This window comes from Nocardia sp. NPDC058633 (assembly GCF_042717045.1).
GTDB lineage: Bacteria > Actinomycetota > Actinomycetes > Mycobacteriales > Mycobacteriaceae > Nocardia.
The window spans coordinates 51,111-67,887 of record NZ_JBHXRA010000011.1 but is presented as its reverse complement, the minus strand read 5'-3'; the positions used below and the strand labels follow the sequence as shown (position 1 = coordinate 67,887).

Annotated in this window: 18 protein-coding genes; 14 read left to right on the top strand and 4 right to left on the bottom strand. The window is 68.8% G+C overall.

What is annotated here, in order from left to right:
• Positions 1–3 precede the first annotated feature (3 nt).
• Both ACFWUR_RS16375 and ACFWUR_RS16370 read right to left on the bottom strand, forming a co-directional pair.
• The gene (locus ACFWUR_RS16375) at positions 4–498 is read right to left on the bottom strand and encodes a general stress protein (RefSeq protein ID WP_056813349.1); all 495 of its coding nucleotides are present in this window, start codon (positions 496–498) and stop codon (positions 4–6) included.
• A 47-nt stretch (positions 499–545) separates the two neighbouring features.
• Positions 546–1,481 (bottom strand): HpcH/HpaI aldolase/citrate lyase family protein, encoded by a 936-nt coding sequence (locus ACFWUR_RS16370; protein WP_378907647.1) that lies wholly within the window; start codon positions 1,479–1,481, stop codon positions 546–548.
• A 52-nt stretch (positions 1,482–1,533) separates the two neighbouring features.
• On the opposite strand from ACFWUR_RS16370, the gene ACFWUR_RS16365 reads away from it, so the two are divergent.
• The 10 genes from ACFWUR_RS16365 (at position 1,534) to ACFWUR_RS16320 (ending at position 10,251) form a co-directional block, all read left to right on the top strand.
• Complete coding sequence (locus ACFWUR_RS16365; RefSeq protein ID WP_378907645.1) at positions 1,534–2,841, top strand: magnesium transporter MgtE N-terminal domain-containing protein; 1,308 nt, start codon at positions 1,534–1,536, stop codon at positions 2,839–2,841.
• Positions 2,838–3,428 carry a DUF1003 domain-containing protein gene (locus ACFWUR_RS16360; protein WP_378907642.1) on the top strand — a complete coding sequence of 197 codons (591 nt, stop codon included), beginning with the start codon at positions 2,838–2,840 and terminating at the stop codon, positions 3,426–3,428. Before ACFWUR_RS16365 ends, ACFWUR_RS16360 begins: the two co-directional genes overlap by 4 nt.
• 112 nt (positions 3,429–3,540) lie before the next feature.
• Entirely contained in the window at positions 3,541–4,911 is a 1,371-nt protein-coding gene (locus ACFWUR_RS16355; protein WP_378907639.1) for a lytic murein transglycosylase, read from the top strand.
• A gap of 96 nt (positions 4,912–5,007) precedes the next feature.
• On the top strand, positions 5,008–5,862 hold the full coding sequence (locus ACFWUR_RS16350) for a lytic transglycosylase domain-containing protein (protein ID WP_378907636.1): 855 nt from the start codon (positions 5,008–5,010) through the stop codon (positions 5,860–5,862).
• Positions 5,863–5,932: 70 nt separating this feature from the next.
• Entirely contained in the window at positions 5,933–7,069 is a 1,137-nt protein-coding gene (locus ACFWUR_RS16345) for an Mrp/NBP35 family ATP-binding protein (protein ID WP_378907634.1), read from the top strand.
• A gap of 38 nt (positions 7,070–7,107) precedes the next feature.
• Positions 7,108–7,428, top strand: coding sequence for a DivIVA domain-containing protein (locus ACFWUR_RS16340; protein ID WP_378907632.1), 321 nt, complete (start codon positions 7,108–7,110; stop codon positions 7,426–7,428).
• The gene (locus tag ACFWUR_RS16335; RefSeq protein ID WP_378907630.1) at positions 7,425–8,057 is read left to right on the top strand and encodes a DNA-3-methyladenine glycosylase I; all 633 of its coding nucleotides are present in this window, start codon (positions 7,425–7,427) and stop codon (positions 8,055–8,057) included. The genes ACFWUR_RS16340 and ACFWUR_RS16335 overlap by 4 nt, the downstream gene beginning before the upstream one ends.
• A 106-nt stretch (positions 8,058–8,163) precedes the next feature.
• Positions 8,164–8,331: a DUF3117 domain-containing protein gene (locus ACFWUR_RS16330; protein WP_011211259.1), complete on the top strand. Its 168-nt coding sequence runs from the start codon at positions 8,164–8,166 to the stop codon at positions 8,329–8,331.
• A gap of 2 nt (positions 8,332–8,333) precedes the next feature.
• Positions 8,334–9,218 carry a putative RNA methyltransferase gene (locus tag ACFWUR_RS16325; RefSeq protein WP_378907627.1) on the top strand — a complete coding sequence of 295 codons (885 nt, stop codon included), beginning with the start codon at positions 8,334–8,336 and terminating at the stop codon, positions 9,216–9,218.
• 79 nt (positions 9,219–9,297) lie between these two features.
• Positions 9,298–10,251 (top strand): prolyl oligopeptidase family serine peptidase, encoded by a 954-nt coding sequence (locus ACFWUR_RS16320; protein WP_378907624.1) that lies wholly within the window; start codon positions 9,298–9,300, stop codon positions 10,249–10,251.
• Between the two features lie 223 nt (positions 10,252–10,474).
• Here ACFWUR_RS16320 and glgA read toward each other — a convergent pair whose 3' ends face one another.
• Positions 10,475–11,629, bottom strand: a complete 1,155-nt coding sequence (gene glgA, locus ACFWUR_RS16315) for a glycogen synthase (RefSeq protein WP_378908004.1) — start codon at positions 11,627–11,629, stop codon at positions 10,475–10,477.
• A gap of 122 nt (positions 11,630–11,751) precedes the next feature.
• Between glgA and glgC the strand changes: the two genes are divergently transcribed.
• A complete protein-coding gene (gene glgC / locus ACFWUR_RS16310; protein WP_378907621.1) occupies positions 11,752–12,969 on the top strand; it encodes a glucose-1-phosphate adenylyltransferase in 1,218 nt (405 codons plus the stop codon).
• A 45-nt stretch (positions 12,970–13,014) separates the two neighbouring features.
• On the opposite strand, the gene ACFWUR_RS16305 is transcribed toward glgC, so the two are convergent.
• Positions 13,015–13,647: an O-methyltransferase gene (locus ACFWUR_RS16305; RefSeq protein ID WP_378907618.1), complete on the bottom strand. Its 633-nt coding sequence runs from the start codon at positions 13,645–13,647 to the stop codon at positions 13,015–13,017.
• Between the two features lie 376 nt (positions 13,648–14,023).
• On the opposite strand from ACFWUR_RS16305, the gene sigE reads away from it, so the two are divergent.
• From sigE to ACFWUR_RS16290, 3 genes are all read left to right on the top strand, one after another.
• Entirely contained in the window at positions 14,024–14,686 is a 663-nt protein-coding gene (sigE, locus tag ACFWUR_RS16300) for an RNA polymerase sigma factor SigE (RefSeq protein WP_378907616.1), read from the top strand.
• Between the two features lie 138 nt (positions 14,687–14,824).
• A complete protein-coding gene (locus ACFWUR_RS16295; protein WP_378907614.1) occupies positions 14,825–15,193 on the top strand; it encodes a hypothetical protein in 369 nt (122 codons plus the stop codon).
• Between the two features lie 10 nt (positions 15,194–15,203).
• The gene (locus ACFWUR_RS16290) at positions 15,204–16,754 is read left to right on the top strand and encodes a S1C family serine protease (RefSeq protein WP_378907613.1); all 1,551 of its coding nucleotides are present in this window, start codon (positions 15,204–15,206) and stop codon (positions 16,752–16,754) included.
• Positions 16,755–16,777: the final 23 nt, after the last annotated feature.

The following is a 16,777-nucleotide window of genomic DNA, read 5'->3' as shown; positions in this document are numbered from 1 at the left end:
GCGCTACAGGGCCAATCGAGCGAGCATGTCGCGGGCTTGTTCGGCGGACTTCGGATCACACAGCACGTCGTAACGCCCCGCGACCAACTGCATGGTCGAGGCGAAATCGCGCTGGCCCTTGGTGGCCGCGTACGGGATGGAGGTGGTGATGACACCGAAGACGATGCCGCCGAGCAGACCGACCACGAGCGGTCCGAGCGCACCGCCGGTGGTGGTGAACAGGCTCAGCAGCAGACCGAGGAACAGGCCGAGCCACGCGCCCGACACCACGCCGCCGCCGATGACCTTGCCCCACGTGAGCCGGTAGAGCACCCGCTCGACCTGCATCAGATCGACGCCGACGATGGTCACGTCCTGCACCGGGAACTGCCCGTCGGCCAGATAGTCGACCGCGCGCTGCGCCTCCGCGTAGGTGGGATACGAGCCGACCGGCCAGCCCGACGGCGGCGTCGGCAACGCCTGCCGCCCGCGATTCGAGTTGCCCAAGGGATTCGTCATAGTCCTATTCTGCTATTCGTCGACCGACTGTGCCGCAGTGAAACGCGTCATCGCGGTTGCTCGGTCCTCGTCATTCCCGCAGCGCGGCCCTTGTCGGCGACGACTCGAGCCATTTTGGCGCTGGCCTCGTCGATCATCTCATCCCCCAACATGACAGCGCCACGCGCGCCGCCTGCCTCCGAGGTATGGAAGGCGTAGGCCTCCAAGATCAGTTCGGCGCGGTCGTAGTCGGCCTGACGTGGGCTGAAGATCTCGTTGGCGGCATCGATCTGGCCCGGGTGCAGCACCCACTTGCCGTCGAAACCCAGTGCGGCCGTTCGCCCCGCGGCGCGGCGGAACCCGTCCACATCGCGAATCTGCAGGTACGGCCCGTCGATCGCCTGCAGGCCGTGCGCGCGGGCGGCGAGCAGGATCGTCATCAGGATGTGGTGGTAGGCATCGCCGACGTCGTAGCCTTCGGGCTGCTCGCCGACCACCAGCGTGCGCATATTGATGCTGGCCATGAAATCGGCGGGCCCGAACACCAGCGCCTGCACGCGCGGGCTCGCGGTGGCGATGGCATCGATATTGCGCAGGCCCAGCGCGTTCTCCAGTTGCGGTTCGATGCCGATCCGCCCGACCTCGAGACCGCTCGCCTTCTCCACCTGGGTCAGCAACAGGTCCAGGGCTCGCACCTGCCCGGCATCGGTGACCTTGGGCAGCAGGATCGCGTCGAGCCAACTGCCCGCGCCCTCGACCACGCTGATCACATCGGCGAAGGTCCATTCGGTGGTCCAGTCGTTGACCCGCACCACCCGCAGCTGCGAACCCCAGCCCGGTTCGTTCAGCGCGGCGACGACATTGGCCCGCGCGGCGGCTTTGGCGCCGGGGGCGACCGCATCCTCCAGATCGAGGAACACCTCGTCCACCGGCAGAGATTTGGCCTTGGCGATCATCTTCGGGTTGCTTCCCGGCACCGCGAGTACCGACCGACGTGGCTTCATGAGGAGCGCCTCCTGGTTCGAACGGCCGTACCCGACCGATAGCCTGATGGTTATGGCAACCACCAGGGTGTACGTCGCCCGGCTCGCCGGCCTGACGGTGCTGGGTCCGGACGGGGAGTCTATCGGCAGGGTTCGCGATGTGGTCGTCGCCGTCCGCAACGGGCGCCAGCCGCCCCGCGTGCACGGGCTCGTCGTCGAATTGCTCACCCGGCGCAGGATTTTCGTGCCGATGCTGCGAGTCACCGCGATCGAACCTGGCATGGCCACACTCAACACCGGGACGGTGAGCCTACGGCGCTTCGCCCAGCGCCCGGGCGAATTGCTCGCTCTGGCACAGCTCGTCGATTCGCAGGTGCGCGTGCACGACCCGGATCTGCCCGATCTGGCCGACGTCGACGTCCTCGTCGCCGACCTGGGCATCGAGCAGACCAGAACACGGGATTGGATCGTCAGCCGGGTCGCGGTGCGGGGGCACCGGCGGATCGGGCGCAGGCGCTCGGTGCACGTCGTCGAGTGGTCGCAGGTCGACGGGCTCACCCCGGCCGAGGTGGACCGGCCGGGTCAGGATGTGACCACCCTGCTCACCCAGTTCGAGGGACTGCGCGCGGCCGACGTGGCGCACCGCTTGCGCGAACTGCCGGAGAAACGTCGTATCGAGGTGGCGATCGCCCTCGACGACGAACGCCTCGCCGACGTGGTGCAGGAACTGCCCGACGTCGACCAGGTCGACCTGCTCGGTCATCTCGAGGTGCGCCGCGCCGCCGACGTGCTGGAGGCGATGGACCCCGACGACGCCGCCGACCTGCTGGGCGAGCTGCCCGAGAGCGAAGCCGAATCGCTGCTCGCCCTGATGGACCCCGAGGAATCCGAGCCCGTGCGCCGGTTGCTCACGCACTCCCCCGACACCGCGGGCGGCCTGATGACGCCGAAACCGATCGTGCTCGGTCCCGCGACGACCGTCGCCGAGGCGCTGGCCAGGGTCCGCGACCCCGACCTCACGCCCGCGCTGGCCTCGATGGCCTTCGTCGTGCGGCCGCCCACGGCGACGCCGACCGGCCGCTACCTGGGCTGTGTACACATTCAGCAGTTGCTGCGGGAACCGCCGGCGCACCTGGTCGGCGGGATGGTCGACAGTGACCTGGCGCCGCTGTCACCCGATCTGCCGCTCTCGGCGGTGACCCGCTATTTCGCCACCTACAACCTGGTGTGTGGGCCGGTGGTCGACGCGGAGAACCATTTGCTCGGCGCGGTGACCGTCGACGATGTCCTCGACCATCTGCTGCCCGAGGACTGGCGTGAGGAAGAACCACCGGCGCTCGGCCAGGTCGAAGCAAGCTTGGCGAACAGGAGTCCGGCGTGAGTGAGAAGAATCCGGCCAGGCAGCGGCTGGAAACCCCGGTCGGGTCGCGTCTGCGTTTCGACTGGGACTCGGATGCCGTCGCGCGCACCAGCGAGCGGGTGGCGCGGTTCCTCGGCACCGGCCGCTATCTGGCGATCCAGACGGTGATCGTGATCGTGTGGATCGCGCTCAACGTGTTCGTGGTGTGGCTGCGCTGGGACCCGTATCCGTTCATCCTGCTCAACCTGGCCTTCTCCACCCAGGCCGCCTACGCCGCACCGCTGATCCTGCTGGCGCAGAACCGCCAGGACAACAGGGACAAGGTCTCGCTGGAAGAGGACCGCACCAGGGCCGCGCAGACCAAGGCCGACACCGAGTTCCTCGCTCGCGAGCTCGCCTCGCTGCGCCTGGCGGTCGGCGAGGTCGCCACCCGCGACTATCTGCGCCGGGAATTGGAAGAGATCAAGGACGTACTCGACCGCATAGACACGGTCACCACACCCGACGGCGCGCCGAAGACGGACAAAAAGCGGAAAGCGGTACGCAAGAAAACCTCCGGTCAAACGCCCTCTTCCGCCCCGATTTCGCCTGGTGCTCCAGACGCATGACCGGAAATGCTCAACAACTTCCTGACCGGTAGGTAACCTGGATCACGTTGTTCCGGGCGGGCCGGATGGGGACTCTGCGGCGCCGCTGCTTTTCGACGAAAAGGGTGTGGCCGTGCGAATTTCTGCTCCGATAACGATGTCGGCCCTTGTAGTCGCAGGTCTTGTCGCCTCGGGTTCGGGGGTGCACACCAGCGACCCGAGCACCGCGCCGACCGCGCCGGAGGCCCTGCTGGCCGCCACGGCGAGCACCACCGAGGACGCGGCGGAAACCGATGCGTCCGAGATCGTCGGTCTTCTGCCGATCGCGCAGGAGGCGCCGCGCAGGTTGCGCGCACTCAACGCCAACACTGCCGCCCCCTTCGCGGGAACCGTGCCGCTACAGAGCATTTCGCTGCCCGCGGGCAGCGGGGCGCTCGGTATCCCGGAGATCGTGCTCGCCGCCTACCGCAATGCCGAGCTGGCCATGGAAACCGCGCAGCCGGGGTGCGGTCTCACCTGGAACCTCCTCGCCGGCATCGGCCGGATCGAATCCGGGCACGCCAGCAGCGGCCGCACCGACCCCGCGGGCACGACGACGACGCCGATCTTCGGGCCCGCGCTGGACGGCACGCTGCCCGGCAACGAGATCATCAAGGAAGCCGACGGCGGTTTCGTGCGCGCCCTCGGTCCCATGCAGTTCCTGCCGAGCACCTGGGTGCACTACGCCGCCGACGGCAACGGCGACGGCGCGTCGGACCCGCACAATGTCTTCGATGCCGCGCTGGCCGCGGGCAAGTACCTCTGTTCGGGTGGCATGAACCTGCGCGAGGCGGCCCAGGAACTGCGAGCGGTGCTGCGCTACAACAACTCCATGTCCTACGCGGCCAATGTGCTGAGCTGGTCGGCCGCCTATCGGACCGGCGGCGCACCGAGCCAGGTGCCCATCTCACCGGAGATCATCCCGCCGGGCAGCGCTCCGCTGGTGGCGCCCAATGTGCTGGCCGCCTCGACCAACACGCCGTCCGCCACGGCACCGCCGTCGACGACGGCGACCACGCCCCGGGCCACCACGCCGACGCAGGTGATGATCACGCTGCCCGGACTGCCCCCGATCCCCTGCGGGATCTTCTGCCCGGCGCCGGTCGCACCGCCCGAGGTCTGCGCGAGCGAGCCGCTGCCCGCGCAGATGCCGAACCCGCTCGAACCCGCACAGCAGCCCGCGGTCCAACCCGCCGAGCAGACCTACGGCGCCGCGGCACCGCGGGATCCGGCCGCGCCCGCGCAGCCTGCCGTCGAGCCCGCCGCGTGCGCCCCGGCTGCCGTCGCCCCCACCGAGGCACCCGCACCCGCCACCCCGGAGAAGACACCGGAACCGGGTGTCGCGCCCGCCGAGGAACCCGTACCCGCCGAGCCCGCGCCGGTGGCGCCGACCCAGCAGCCGGGCATCACGCTGCCGTTCGGCATCGTCATCCCGCTGCCGCCCGCTCCCGCGCCGGCTCCGTAGAAATCAAACCGAAACTCACATCACAGAGGGGTAACAAAAAGGTCTCGGGTGCGGTAATCTCTTCTCATCCAACACGGTTGAGGAGGGCACCACACAGTGGGTCGTCATCGGAAACAGCCTGCTACGACGGTTCGACGTAGCTCGCTCATCGCACTGACCGGTTTGGTCCCCGCTGGATTGGTAGCCGTTACCGCGGCCACCACCGAGGCGACCCCGACCACCACCGCGGCTGTCGAGCACGACCTGCTGCCCGGCGCCGAGCCGGAGGCTGTGTCCAACCTCGTCGCGGCGCCTCAGGCCGAGATCGCCCATGCGGAGGCGCGCCAGTCCCCCTCGGCCACGCCGGTCGTGAAAACTGTTGCGCTGTCGGGCGATCGAGTCTCCGCCGATATGCCCGCGGGCCCACTGGGCATTCCGGGCATCGCGGTCGCCGCCTATCAGACCGCCGAAGAGCAACTGGCCGTGGAGAATCCGCACTGCGGGATGTCCTGGTCGCTGCTGGCGGGCATCGGCCGTGTCGAATCCACCCACGCCTACGGCAAGGCCGACGCACAGGGCAATCCGATCAAGGCGGTCTACGGACCCGTCCTCGACGGCAGCCTGTCCGGCAACAATGTCATCCACGACAGCGACGGCGGCGAACTCGACGGCCTCGGCGGCTACGACCGCGCCATCGGCCCGATGCAGTTCCTGCCCGAAACCTGGCACCGCTACGCCGCCGACGGCAACGCCGACGGCATCGCCGACCCCCAGAACCTCTTCGACGCGGCCCTCACCGCGGGCCGCTACCTGTGCGACGGCGGCCTGAACATGCGCGACCTCTCGCAGCAGTCGAAGGCGATCCTGCGCTACAACAACTCGATGGCCTATGTGGCCAACGTGATGGCCTGGTCCGGCTCCTACTCCAGCGGCCTCGCCCCCAAGCCCCAGGACCTGCCCAGGATCCACTAGGACCGGCCCGACGAGCATCGACAATCGTCCCCGGATCGTCGACTGATCCCGAGGCGCATAACATCGGGGTATGTCAGTGATTACGGAAGCGGATGTGCGGGCGGCGCTCGCGAAGGTCGACGACCCGGAGATCCGCAAACCGATCACCGAGTTGGGGATGGTCAAGTCCATCGCCATCGCCGACACCGGTGATGTGCACGTCGAGATCTACCTGACCACCTCCGGGTGCCCGCTGCGGACCGAGATCATCCAGCGGGTCACCAAGGCCGTCGCGGATGTCAACGGCGCCGGGGCGGTGACCGTCGATCTCGATGTGATGAGCGATGAGCAGCGCACCGAGCTGCGTAAGTCGCTGCGTGGCGATTCGGCCGAGCCGGTCATCCCGTTCGCCCAGCCGGGCTCGCTGACCCGCGTGTACGCGGTGGCCTCCGGAAAGGGTGGCGTCGGCAAGTCCAGCGTCACCGCCAACCTGGCCGTGGCGCTCGCGCAGCGCGGTCTGTCGGTCGGCGTGCTCGATGCCGATATCTACGGCCACTCCATCCCGCGCATGCTCGGCACCGACGCCCGCCCGACCCAGGTCGAGCGGATGATCATGCCGCCGGTGGCGCACGACGTGAAGATGATCTCGATCGCGCAGTTCACCCAGGGCAACACCCCGGTGGTGTGGCGTGGTCCGATGCTGCACCGCGCGCTGCAGCAGTTCCTGGCCGACGTGTTCTGGGGCGACCTGGACGTGCTGCTGCTGGATCTGCCGCCCGGCACCGGCGACGTCGCGATCTCCATCGCCCAGCTCATCCCCAACGCCGAGATCCTGGTGGTCACCACCCCGCAGATCGCCGCCGCCGAGGTGGCCGAGCGCGCTGGCGCGATCGCCCTGCAGACCCGACAGCGCATCGCGGGCGTCGTGGAGAACATGTCCTGGCTCGACCTGCCCGACGGCTCCCGCATGGAGCTCTACGGCTCCGGCGGTGGCCAGGTCGTCGCCGACCGCCTCACCCGCGCCGTCGGCTCGAACGTGCCGCTGCTCGGCCAGATCCCGATCGAGCAGGCCCTGCGCGAAGGCGGCGACGAGGGCACCCCGATCGTGCTGTCCGACCCGGACAACCCGGCCGCCGTCGCCCTGCGCGGCGTTGCCGACAAACTCGCCGTGCGCAAGCGTGGCCTGGCGGGCATGTCCCTCGGCATCGATACCACCCGCCATCTCTGAATTCGGGACTTGTCAGTAGCTGTGCCTAGGCTGGCTACATGCTGACGCTGCTTCTCTATGTGCTCATCGTCGGGTTGGTCGCGGCGATGCTGTTCCTTGTCGCGAGTGCGGTGTTCGGGCGGTCCGAGGAGCTCGGGCCACTGCCCGAGGGGACCACGGCGACCGTGCTGCCCGCCGACGGGGTGACCGGCGCCGATGTGCGGGCGTTGCGGTTCCAGCAGGTGGTGCGCGGGTACAAGGCCGGTGAGGTCGACTGGGCGCTGAGCCGGCTGGCCGAACGGATCGACGAGCTCGAGTTCGAGTTGGCGCAGGCTCGGCAGTGGCAGGCGCAGGTGGCGGCGGGTCAGGACCGCGCGTGAGCGAACTCGCCGACGACGGCCTCGTGCGCTGCGACTGGTCGACCGGCTCCCAGCTGTACCGCGATTACCACGACACCGAGTGGGGCAAGCCGCTGCACGGCGACGACGCCATGTTCGAACGGCTCTGCCTCGAGGCCTTCCAGTCGGGCCTGGCATGGATCACCGTCCTACGCAAGCGGCCCGCCTTTCGCACCGCGTTCGCCGGATTCGAGATCGCGAAGGTCGCCGAGTTCGATGATCACGACCGCGCGCGGCTGCTCGCCGACGCGGGTATCGTGCGCAACCGCGCCAAGATCGACGCGGTGATCAACAACGCCCGGGTTGCTCGCGACCTGCCGACGAGCCTCGACGAACTGGTGTGGTCGTTCGCTCCCGCGCCACGCCCACGGCCCACCTCGATCGCGAACGTGCCCGCCACCACACCCGAATCCATTGCTCTGGCAAAGGAATTGAAGCGTCGGGGGTTCGCTTTCGTCGGCCCGACGACGGCGTATGCCCTCATGCAGGCGACCGGCATGGTGGACGATCACCTGGACGTTTGCTGGGTGGCAGCCGTAGCGAACCGAACCGACTCACCGGTCACATTTCGTACTCAGGTGTCCGCCCGCGACGGCAATAGGGAAGAATAGGACCGGTGTGGCCCGCCGAACACCCGGCGAGCCCGCTGGTTGGCGACAACCGGCAGACGAGAAAACAGTGCGCAGAACCACCGCGCAGATCTGGAGGGAGCAGAGGATGGCGGCCATGAAGCCCCGTACCGGGGACGGTCCCCTCGAAGCAACCAAGGAAGGTCGTGGAATCGTCATGCGGGTTCCACTCGAGGGTGGCGGGCGTCTGGTCGTCGAACTCACACCGGACGAGGCTGCGGCGCTCGGTGACGAACTGAAGAGCGTCACCAGCTGAGTGTGCTGACCGACATCGCCGCACTTCTGGCCTGCCCGGAGTGCGGCGACGAGCTGCGACCGCACGATCGTGCGCTGCGATGCGGTACCGGCCACAGCTTCGACATCGCCCGCCAGGGCTATGTCGGACTGCTGACCGGCGCATCGACGAAAATGACCGGCGACACCGCCGACATGCTCGACGCCCGCGCCGCTTTCCAGGGTGCGGGCCATTTCGCCCCGATCGCCGCGGCGATCGCGCGCGCCTTCGATTCGCGAGCACCGGCCGATGGTCGACCACACGCGCCCGCGCCCACCGGCGACGCGCGGACCGCTTCCGACGCGGTGCTCGAAATCGGCGCGGGCACCGGCTATTACCTGGCCGAACTGCTCGACGCGCACCCCGACGCCCTCGGCATCGCTGTGGACGTGGCCAAGCCCGCCGCCCGCCGAGCCGCCCGCGCGCATCCGCGTGCGGCCTCCGTGCTGGCCGACGCCTGGCGCGGCCTGCCGCTGCGCGCGGACGCCGTCACCGGCGTGCTCTCGGTCTTCGCCCCGCGCAACCCCGCCGAAGTCGCCCGTGTCCTCGCACCGGGCGGTCGTTTCGTCGTCGTCACGCCCACGGTCGGCCATCTGGGCGAGCTGATCGGCCCGCTCGGCATGGTCAGCGTCGACCCCGACAAGGACCGCCGCCTGGCCGATTCGCTGGCGGGCACCTTCACCCGTGCCGAGCACACCCTCGTCGAGTTCCTGATGAAGCTGTCGCGCGCCGACGTCACCAACGTCGTCGCGATGGGCCCGTCGGCCTTCCACGGCACCCCCGCCGACGATCCACGCATCGCGGCACTCCCCGAGTTCACCGAAGTGACGGCATCGGTGACCGTGTCGACCTATCTAGCGAGCAGCTGACCGCACTCGTCGCGCCGAGAGCGCACAGGAAGTCCGTCCTTCAGTCGTCGAGCTCGGGCCGATCACGCTCGGCGCCACGGTGAGTCATGCGCTCCCGGATCCCGGCACCGCCGACGGTTTCGCCCTCGGCGGAAAGGAGATCCGCGACATGTCGAAGCCGCCTACGGTGGCTTGGCAGGCCACGAAAACCGTAGGAGGACGCATGGAAACGATCACCGGTACCGCGGCGGGCGTACCGTTCACGGCGCTCCCGCCGACCGGCGCCACCGACGGCCCCGCGCCGATGATCGTGACCTGGCACATGCTGGACGCGCCCCGCACGGACGCGGCCTTCGCGGCCGCGCTGCCCATGACCCGAGTGCCCGCCTGGCGGGTGCACCTGGGCATGCCGATGTGCGGTGCACGGATGGTCGACGGCCGCGTCGACGCCGTCATCGAACTCGTCCGCAAGGACCCGTTGATGGCTTTCCTGGCCCCGTTCGTCCACCAGGCCGCCGCGGAGTTCCCGGCCGCGCTGGCCGCGCTGCGCGATCAGCTGCCGGTCGATGACGAGCCGGTCGGTCTTCTTGGCGGTTCGCTCGGCGGAGCCGTGGCGCTGGAAGTGCTGACCACGGGACGGATTCCGATCAAGGCTGTCGCACTGGTCAACCCGGCTGCGCGGATCCGGTCCGCTGTCGAGGTGCTCGAGGCCGGGTCCGGACAGGCATACCCGTGGACCGACGAGTCCCGCAAGACCGCCGGCGAACTGGATTTCGTCGCCCGCGTCGCCGGAGGCGTCACGGTACAACCGCCGTTGCTCCTCGTCAGCGGCGAGCTGGACCACCCGGCGTTTCGGACGGACGCCGCCGACCTGGTCGACGCGCTGCGCGAGCGGTACACGCGCCCGGACGCCGTGGAGCTGGCGAACGTGCCGGACCTGGCGCACCCGCTGGCCGAGGAACCCGGCATGGAACCGGCCCCGCAACTGCCCACGGCCGAGGCGGTCGACGAGATCTTGACGCGGTGGTTCGTGCAGCAGCTCACGGCGGAGTGAGCGACCGCGACCCCGCCGGGTGTGTGCGGGGTTCGACCAGGCACCGGTCGCCCGAGCTCGCCAAGAATCTTGAAGGTCCCCGCGCATGCTCTTGCGTCGTGCTGCCACCGCTCGTCGGCCTTCTCCGCCACCGTCAGCCAGGCGTCGAGCTTTGTCCAGAATTCCATGGCACACGGTGGGTATCGCAGCGGGTGCGCGAATGTCCGACGGCCCGAACTGGGCCCTAGCGCAGCACACTCCGGTACACCTCGAGCGTGCGTTCAGCGATCCGCGCCCAGTCGAACTCCGCGATCGCCCGTGCCCGCCCGGCTTCGCCGTAGCGCACAGCCAGTGCCGGGTCCCCCGCCACCTCGTTCACCGCGGTCGCGAGCCCCTGCTCGTACTCTTGCGTCGATTCCGGGTCGTAGTGCACCAACCGGCCGGTGGACCCGTCGACGACCACCTCGGGAATCCCGCCCACATCGGAGGCCACGACGGCGGTGGCGCACGCCATCGCCTCCAGGTTCACGATGCCGAGCGGCTCGTACACCGACGGGCACACGAATACCGAAGACGCGGACAGGATCTGGCGGACCTGTTCGGCGGGCAGCATCTCCTTCACCCAGAAGACGTTTCCTCGCTGCCGCTGCAATCCGTCTACGGCGGTGGCGACCTCCACCTCGAGTTCTTTGGTATCGGCCGCGCCCGCGCACAGCACCAACTGGATATCGGGGTCGAACGCGGCGGCAGCGGCGAGCAGATGCCCCACACCCTTCTGTCGCGTGATCCGTCCGACGAACGAGACGATCGGCAGGTCGGCGCGCACGCCGAGTCGTTGCAGCACCGGCGTCTCGTCACCGGCGGGCGGGCCGGGATGCCACACACTCGCGTCGATACCGTTGTGCACCACATGGACTCGAGCGGGATCGATCGCGGGATAGGCGTCCAGCACGTCGTGACGCATGCCCTCGCTCACCGCGATCACCGCGTCGGCGTGCTCCATCGCGTTGCGCTCCGACCACGACGAGAGCCGATATCCACCACCGAGCTGCTCGGCCTTCCACGGCCTGCGCGGTTCCAGCGAATGCGCCGTGAGCACATGTGGGATCCCGGACAGCATGGCGGCGAGATGACCGGCCAAGCCCGCGTACCAGGTGTGCGAATGCACCACGTCCACACCGCCCGCCGCGTCGGCCATCCGCAGCTGCGCCGACATCATCTGCAACGCCGCGTTGGCGGCATACAGTTCCGGGTCGGGGCCGTGCACCACAGCACCACTGCGCGGCGCGCCCATGCAGTGCACGGTGACGTCACAGAGCTCACGCAATCGAAATGTGAGTTCGGTGACATGAACTCCCGCACCGCCGTACACCTCGGGGGGATACTCCCGGGTCAGCATGGCGACCCGCGGCGGTCGCGCCGGCGTCTGCTCGCTGTCGGTGCCATCACTCACTGGTCCAAATTAGACCCTCGGGTCGACATGGGCCACCGCGACGTCGCTGGCCCTGTACTTTGAGCAGGGTGAGGAGCCAGCCGCACGTACTCGGGATCGTGCTCGCCGGTGGCGAGGGCAAACGACTGTTTCCGCTCACGGCCGACCGCGCCAAGCCCGCGGTTCCGTTCGGTGGCGCGTACCGACTGATCGATTTCGTGTTGAGCAACCTCGTGAACGCGGGATACCTGCGTCTGTGCGTGCTCACCCAGTACAAGTCGCATTCGCTGGATCGCCACATCTCCCAGACCTGGCGACTGTCCGGTTTCACCGGCGAATACATCACCCCGGTGCCCGCCCAGCAGCGCCTCGGACCGCGCTGGTACACCGGCAGCGCCGACGCGATCATGCAGTCGCTCAACCTGATCTACGACGAGGACCCCGACTACATCGTGGTGTTCGGCGCCGACCACGTGTACCGGATGGACCCGGAGCAGATGGTGGCCAGCCATATCGCTTCCGGCGCCGGCGTCACCGTCGCCGGGATCCGGGTGCCGCGGGCCGAAGCGAGCGCGTTCGGCTGCATCGACACCGACGAGTCCGGCAAGATCACCCAGTTCCTGGAGAAGCCCGCGCATCCGCCGGGCACTCCCGACGACCCGAACGTGACCTTCGCGTCGATGGGCAACTACGTGTTCACCACGCGCGTGCTGGTCGACGCCATCCGCGCCGACGCCGCGAACTCCGACTCCGACCACGACATGGGCGGCGACATCATCCCGGCGCTGGTCGCCGACGGCAAGGCCGCCGTGTACGACTTCGCCGACAACGATGTCCCCGGCGCCACCGAACGCGACCGCGGGTACTGGCGCGACGTCGGCACCATCGACGCCTTCTACGAGGCGCACATGGACCTGGTTTCGGTGCACCCCGTGTTCAACCTCTACAACAGGCACTGGCAGATCCGCGGCGCCGCCGAGAACCTGCCGCCCGCGAAATTCGCCCAGGGCGGGCTCGCCCAGGAATCGATCGTCGGAGCCGGGTCGATCCTGTCGGCGGCCACGGTCCGCAATTCGGTACTGAGTTCGAACGTGGTGATCGAGGACGGTGCCACGGTCGAGGGCAGTGTGCTGATGCCAGGGGTGCGGATCGGACGTGGCGCGGTGGTGCGCCACGCGATCCTGGACAAGAACGTGGTGGTGGGCGAGGGCGAGATCATCGGCCTCGACCTCGACCGTGACCGGGAGCGTTTCGCGGTCAGCAACGGCGGTGTGGTGACCGTCGGCAAGGGCATCTGGGTCGGCTGAGTCTTCTGCGGCCGGTGCCGCGGGGTTCTCGGCCTGTTGCCTCGATCAGCAGCGCGACGCGCAGAGCAGCCCGTCGCCGATCGGGATCAGCACACTGGTGAGCTCGGGGTTCTCCGCGATCGCACGGGTCGCCGCGCGCACTGCCTGCGTGGCCGGGTCGCGCTGGGCCGGATCGGGGACTCGCCCGCCGAGGAGCGCGTTGTTGAGGATGAACGCACCGCCCTCGCGCAGCAACCGCACACCCTGTTCGACGTAGTTGGGGTGTTCCATCGGTGCCGCGTCGATGAAGACCAGGTCGTAGGAGCCGTCGGCGAGCCGGGGCAACACGTCCAGTGCTCGCCCGTTGATCAATCTGGTGCGCGACGGCGCGATCTCGGCGGCCCGGAAGGCCTCCTTGGCCGCACGCTGATGCTCGGGCTCGGAGTCGATCGTCGTCAACGTGCCGTCCTCGCGCATCCCGTCGAGCAGCCACAACCCACTGACGCCTGCCCCGGTGCCCACCTCGACGACCGAGCGGGCGCCCAGCATCTGCGCGTACATGCTCAGCAGCGCACCGACGGCCGCGGGTACCGGTGCGGCGCCCAATTCGGTGGCCCGCTCACGCGCTTCGAGAAGGACCTCGTCCTCTACGACGGACTCCTCCACATAGGCCAGGTTCCGCTCCACGTTCGATGCCACAGCTATGAGGCTAAGCCACCGAGCGGGTCTGTGTATTCAGCAAAGGGACGGATCAGGCACTGTGTCGCACAGATCTCGAACAATTGCCGAAAGTTTGCGGATCGGTCACAATGGGCCCCGAACTGCTGGTTCTCCGTTGCCGACGAGACCGGTATCGAATCCGATCAGGATTCTCAGGTCACACTCAGGATCTCCACACCTGACCCATATCAGGGCAGGAAATAGTTGGCCTACGCAAGGCCAGCCGATCGCGGCGGGTACGAGGCTCGGGAACAACCGCACACAGTTGCTGGTTGATTGTCGATAAGCAAGGTTCGCTGACCCGGACCGGCCAGGTTTCGTGCCAGCGGTCCCGAGTAGGAGGTGTCCCATCCCGATGGTAGACACGGCGCGTCCAGACGCCACCGACCAGACTCTGCCCGCCGACCTCATCGCGGCAGACGCCGCAGAACTCGACGCCGATCTCACCGGCACCGCCGCATTCGACGCGACCGGTGATCGCGCCACCATGCCCTCCTGGGACGAACTGGTCCGCGAACACGCCGACCGCGTCTACCGCCTGGCCTACCGCCTCTCCGGCGACGCCCAGGACGCCGAAGACCTCACCCAGGACACCTTCATCCGGGTGTTCCGCTCGCTGCAGAACTACCAGCCCGGCACCTTCGAAGGCTGGCTGCACCGCATCACCACCAACCTGTTCCTCGACATGGTCCGCCGCCGCAACCGCATCCGCATGGAAGCGCTGCCGGAGGACTACGACCGGGTGCCCGCCGAAGGGCCTACCCCCGAAGACGCCTACCACGACTCCCGCCTCGACCCCGACCTGCAGAAAGCACTCGATTCGCTGGCGCCGGAATTTCGCGCCGCCGTGGTCCTGTGCGACATCGAGGGTCTGTCCTACGAGGAGATCGGCGCCACGCTCGGCGTGAAACTGGGCACGGTGCGCAGCCGGATTCATCGCGGGCGTCAGGCACTGCGCGAGTACCTTGCGCATAATGGAAGTGAGCAGCGGTACTCCGCTGAAGCCCACACAGTGTGACGGGTCATCGACGTCACCGGGCGACTCGGTTGACGTCGGTCGGAAGGAAGAACTCCGCGTGAGCGAGCGAAGCGAGCGGCAGATGCGTCCAGCCGTGACCACGGTCATGCCGGAACCGAGCGTCGGCGAGGTGCGAGCATGAGCGTGGACCCCCATGCCGCGGGTCGCCCGCCGCGCTTTCAGCCCACCGAGCACCTGGCCAGCGAGGCGGTCGCGGCGTTCGTCGACGGCGAACTACGCATGAACGCCTATCTGCGTGCCGCCCAGCATCTTTCGGTCTGCCCCGAATGCGCGGCCGAGGTCGACGCCCAGCAGCAGGCGCGCATCGCGCTGCGCCGGGCCGCCGAGGTCGCGATTCCGCGCAGCCTGCACGACAGCCTCTCGCGTATCCCGCTGGCCGACCTCCCCGGCAACGCACCCGAGCCGCAGCGCCGTAACGAGGCTTTTCTCGGGTTCATCACAGATTCCTTCACCGCGACCCGGTGGACAACGTGGCGGCGCAAGTAGAGTCTGCGACGTGACAGGCGAATCGACGAATTCCGGATCGGCCGAGCACTCGGATTCGGGGGCTGAATCACCGAAGAACACGCCGGGGGGCACCCTGCGCCCTTCCGACGCACCCAGCCTCGGGCCGCGCCCGGTCTACCGGCCGCACATCGACAGCCACACCGCGCGCGCGTTCCGCCGCCCGAACGGCCAAGCCGGTTCGTTCGCACCGCACGATCCGCAGCGCGCGGCTGCCAAGGGCGCCGGCGACGGAATCGTCCAGCGGCCGCCGGACGGTGTACTCGCCGAGGCGTTCGCCCGGCCCGAAGGCTCTTCGGATCTGCTCCAACGGGAACCCGGCTCCGACCGGGCCGAGACAGTCGTCGCGGGCCCGGTGGATCCGTGGCGTGATCCCGACGCGGCGGCCCGCCTCGGGGCGCCCGCCGTCGACACTCCCCCGCCCGCCCGGCTGCCTGTCGCCGACAAGCTGAGCGCTCGCGAGGTGCTGTTCGGTTCGCGGGTGGCGCCCAAGGCACTGGCGATGCTGGCCGTGCTGGCACTCGGCATCGCCGTCGTGGGCGGACTTGTCGGGCGCGTCACCGCCGAGACAGCGTCCACGCTCACCTCACGCAAGGTGACCCTGGATCAGAGCGCCGGGCTGGAGACGCCCCGCAGCCAGATCGCCGCCGTCGCCAATGCCGTACTGCCCTCGGTGGTCTCGATCCGGGTCACCGTCGGCGACAACGGCGCGACCGGTTCGGGCGTGGTGATCGACGGCGGCGGTTACGTCGTCACCAACAACCACGTGATCTCGATGGCCGCGACCGACAAGTCCGACCGGGCCGCCATCCAGGTGCAGTTCTCCGACGGCACCCGGGTCCCGTCGGAGATCGTCGGGCGCGACCCCAAGACCGACCTGGCGGTGCTCAAGGTCGACGCGAAGAACCTCACCGTGGCCAATCTCGGCAAGTCCGCCGACGTGCAGGTCGGCGACGACGTCCTGGCGGTCGGTTCGCCTCTCGGCCTGAGCAAGACCGTCACCTCCGGCATCGTCAGCGCCCTGCACCGCCCCGTGAAGCTGGCGGGCGAGGGCAGCGATACCAACGCGGTCATCGACGCCGTCCAGACCGACGCCGCGATCAACCCGGGCAACTCCGGTGGCGCGCTGGTCGACATGCAGGGCCGGGTGATCGGCATCAACACCGCCATCCGCAGCGAGACCGGCGGTTCGGTCGGCCTCGGCTTCGCCATCCCGGTCGACGTGATGACCACCGTCACCCAGACCCTGATCCGCGACGGCCAGATGCACCACCCGGTGATCGGCCTGAGCGCGCGCACCAAGACCGTGGCCAACGAGGTGATGAGCGGTGCCGCCGTGGCCGATGTGACGCCGGGCAGCCCCGCCGCCAAGGCGGGCATCGTCGAGGGCGACGTCATCGTGAGGATCGGCGACCGGGAGGTCACCGGGCCCGACGAGTTGGTCGTCGCCGTGCAGGCCCGCAAGATCGGCGAGACGGTGAACGTGCAGTTGATCCGCGATGGCAGGCAGGTGGACGTACCGGTCACCCTGGAATCCGACTGACCTGTGGGCGCGTACGCCGGGTA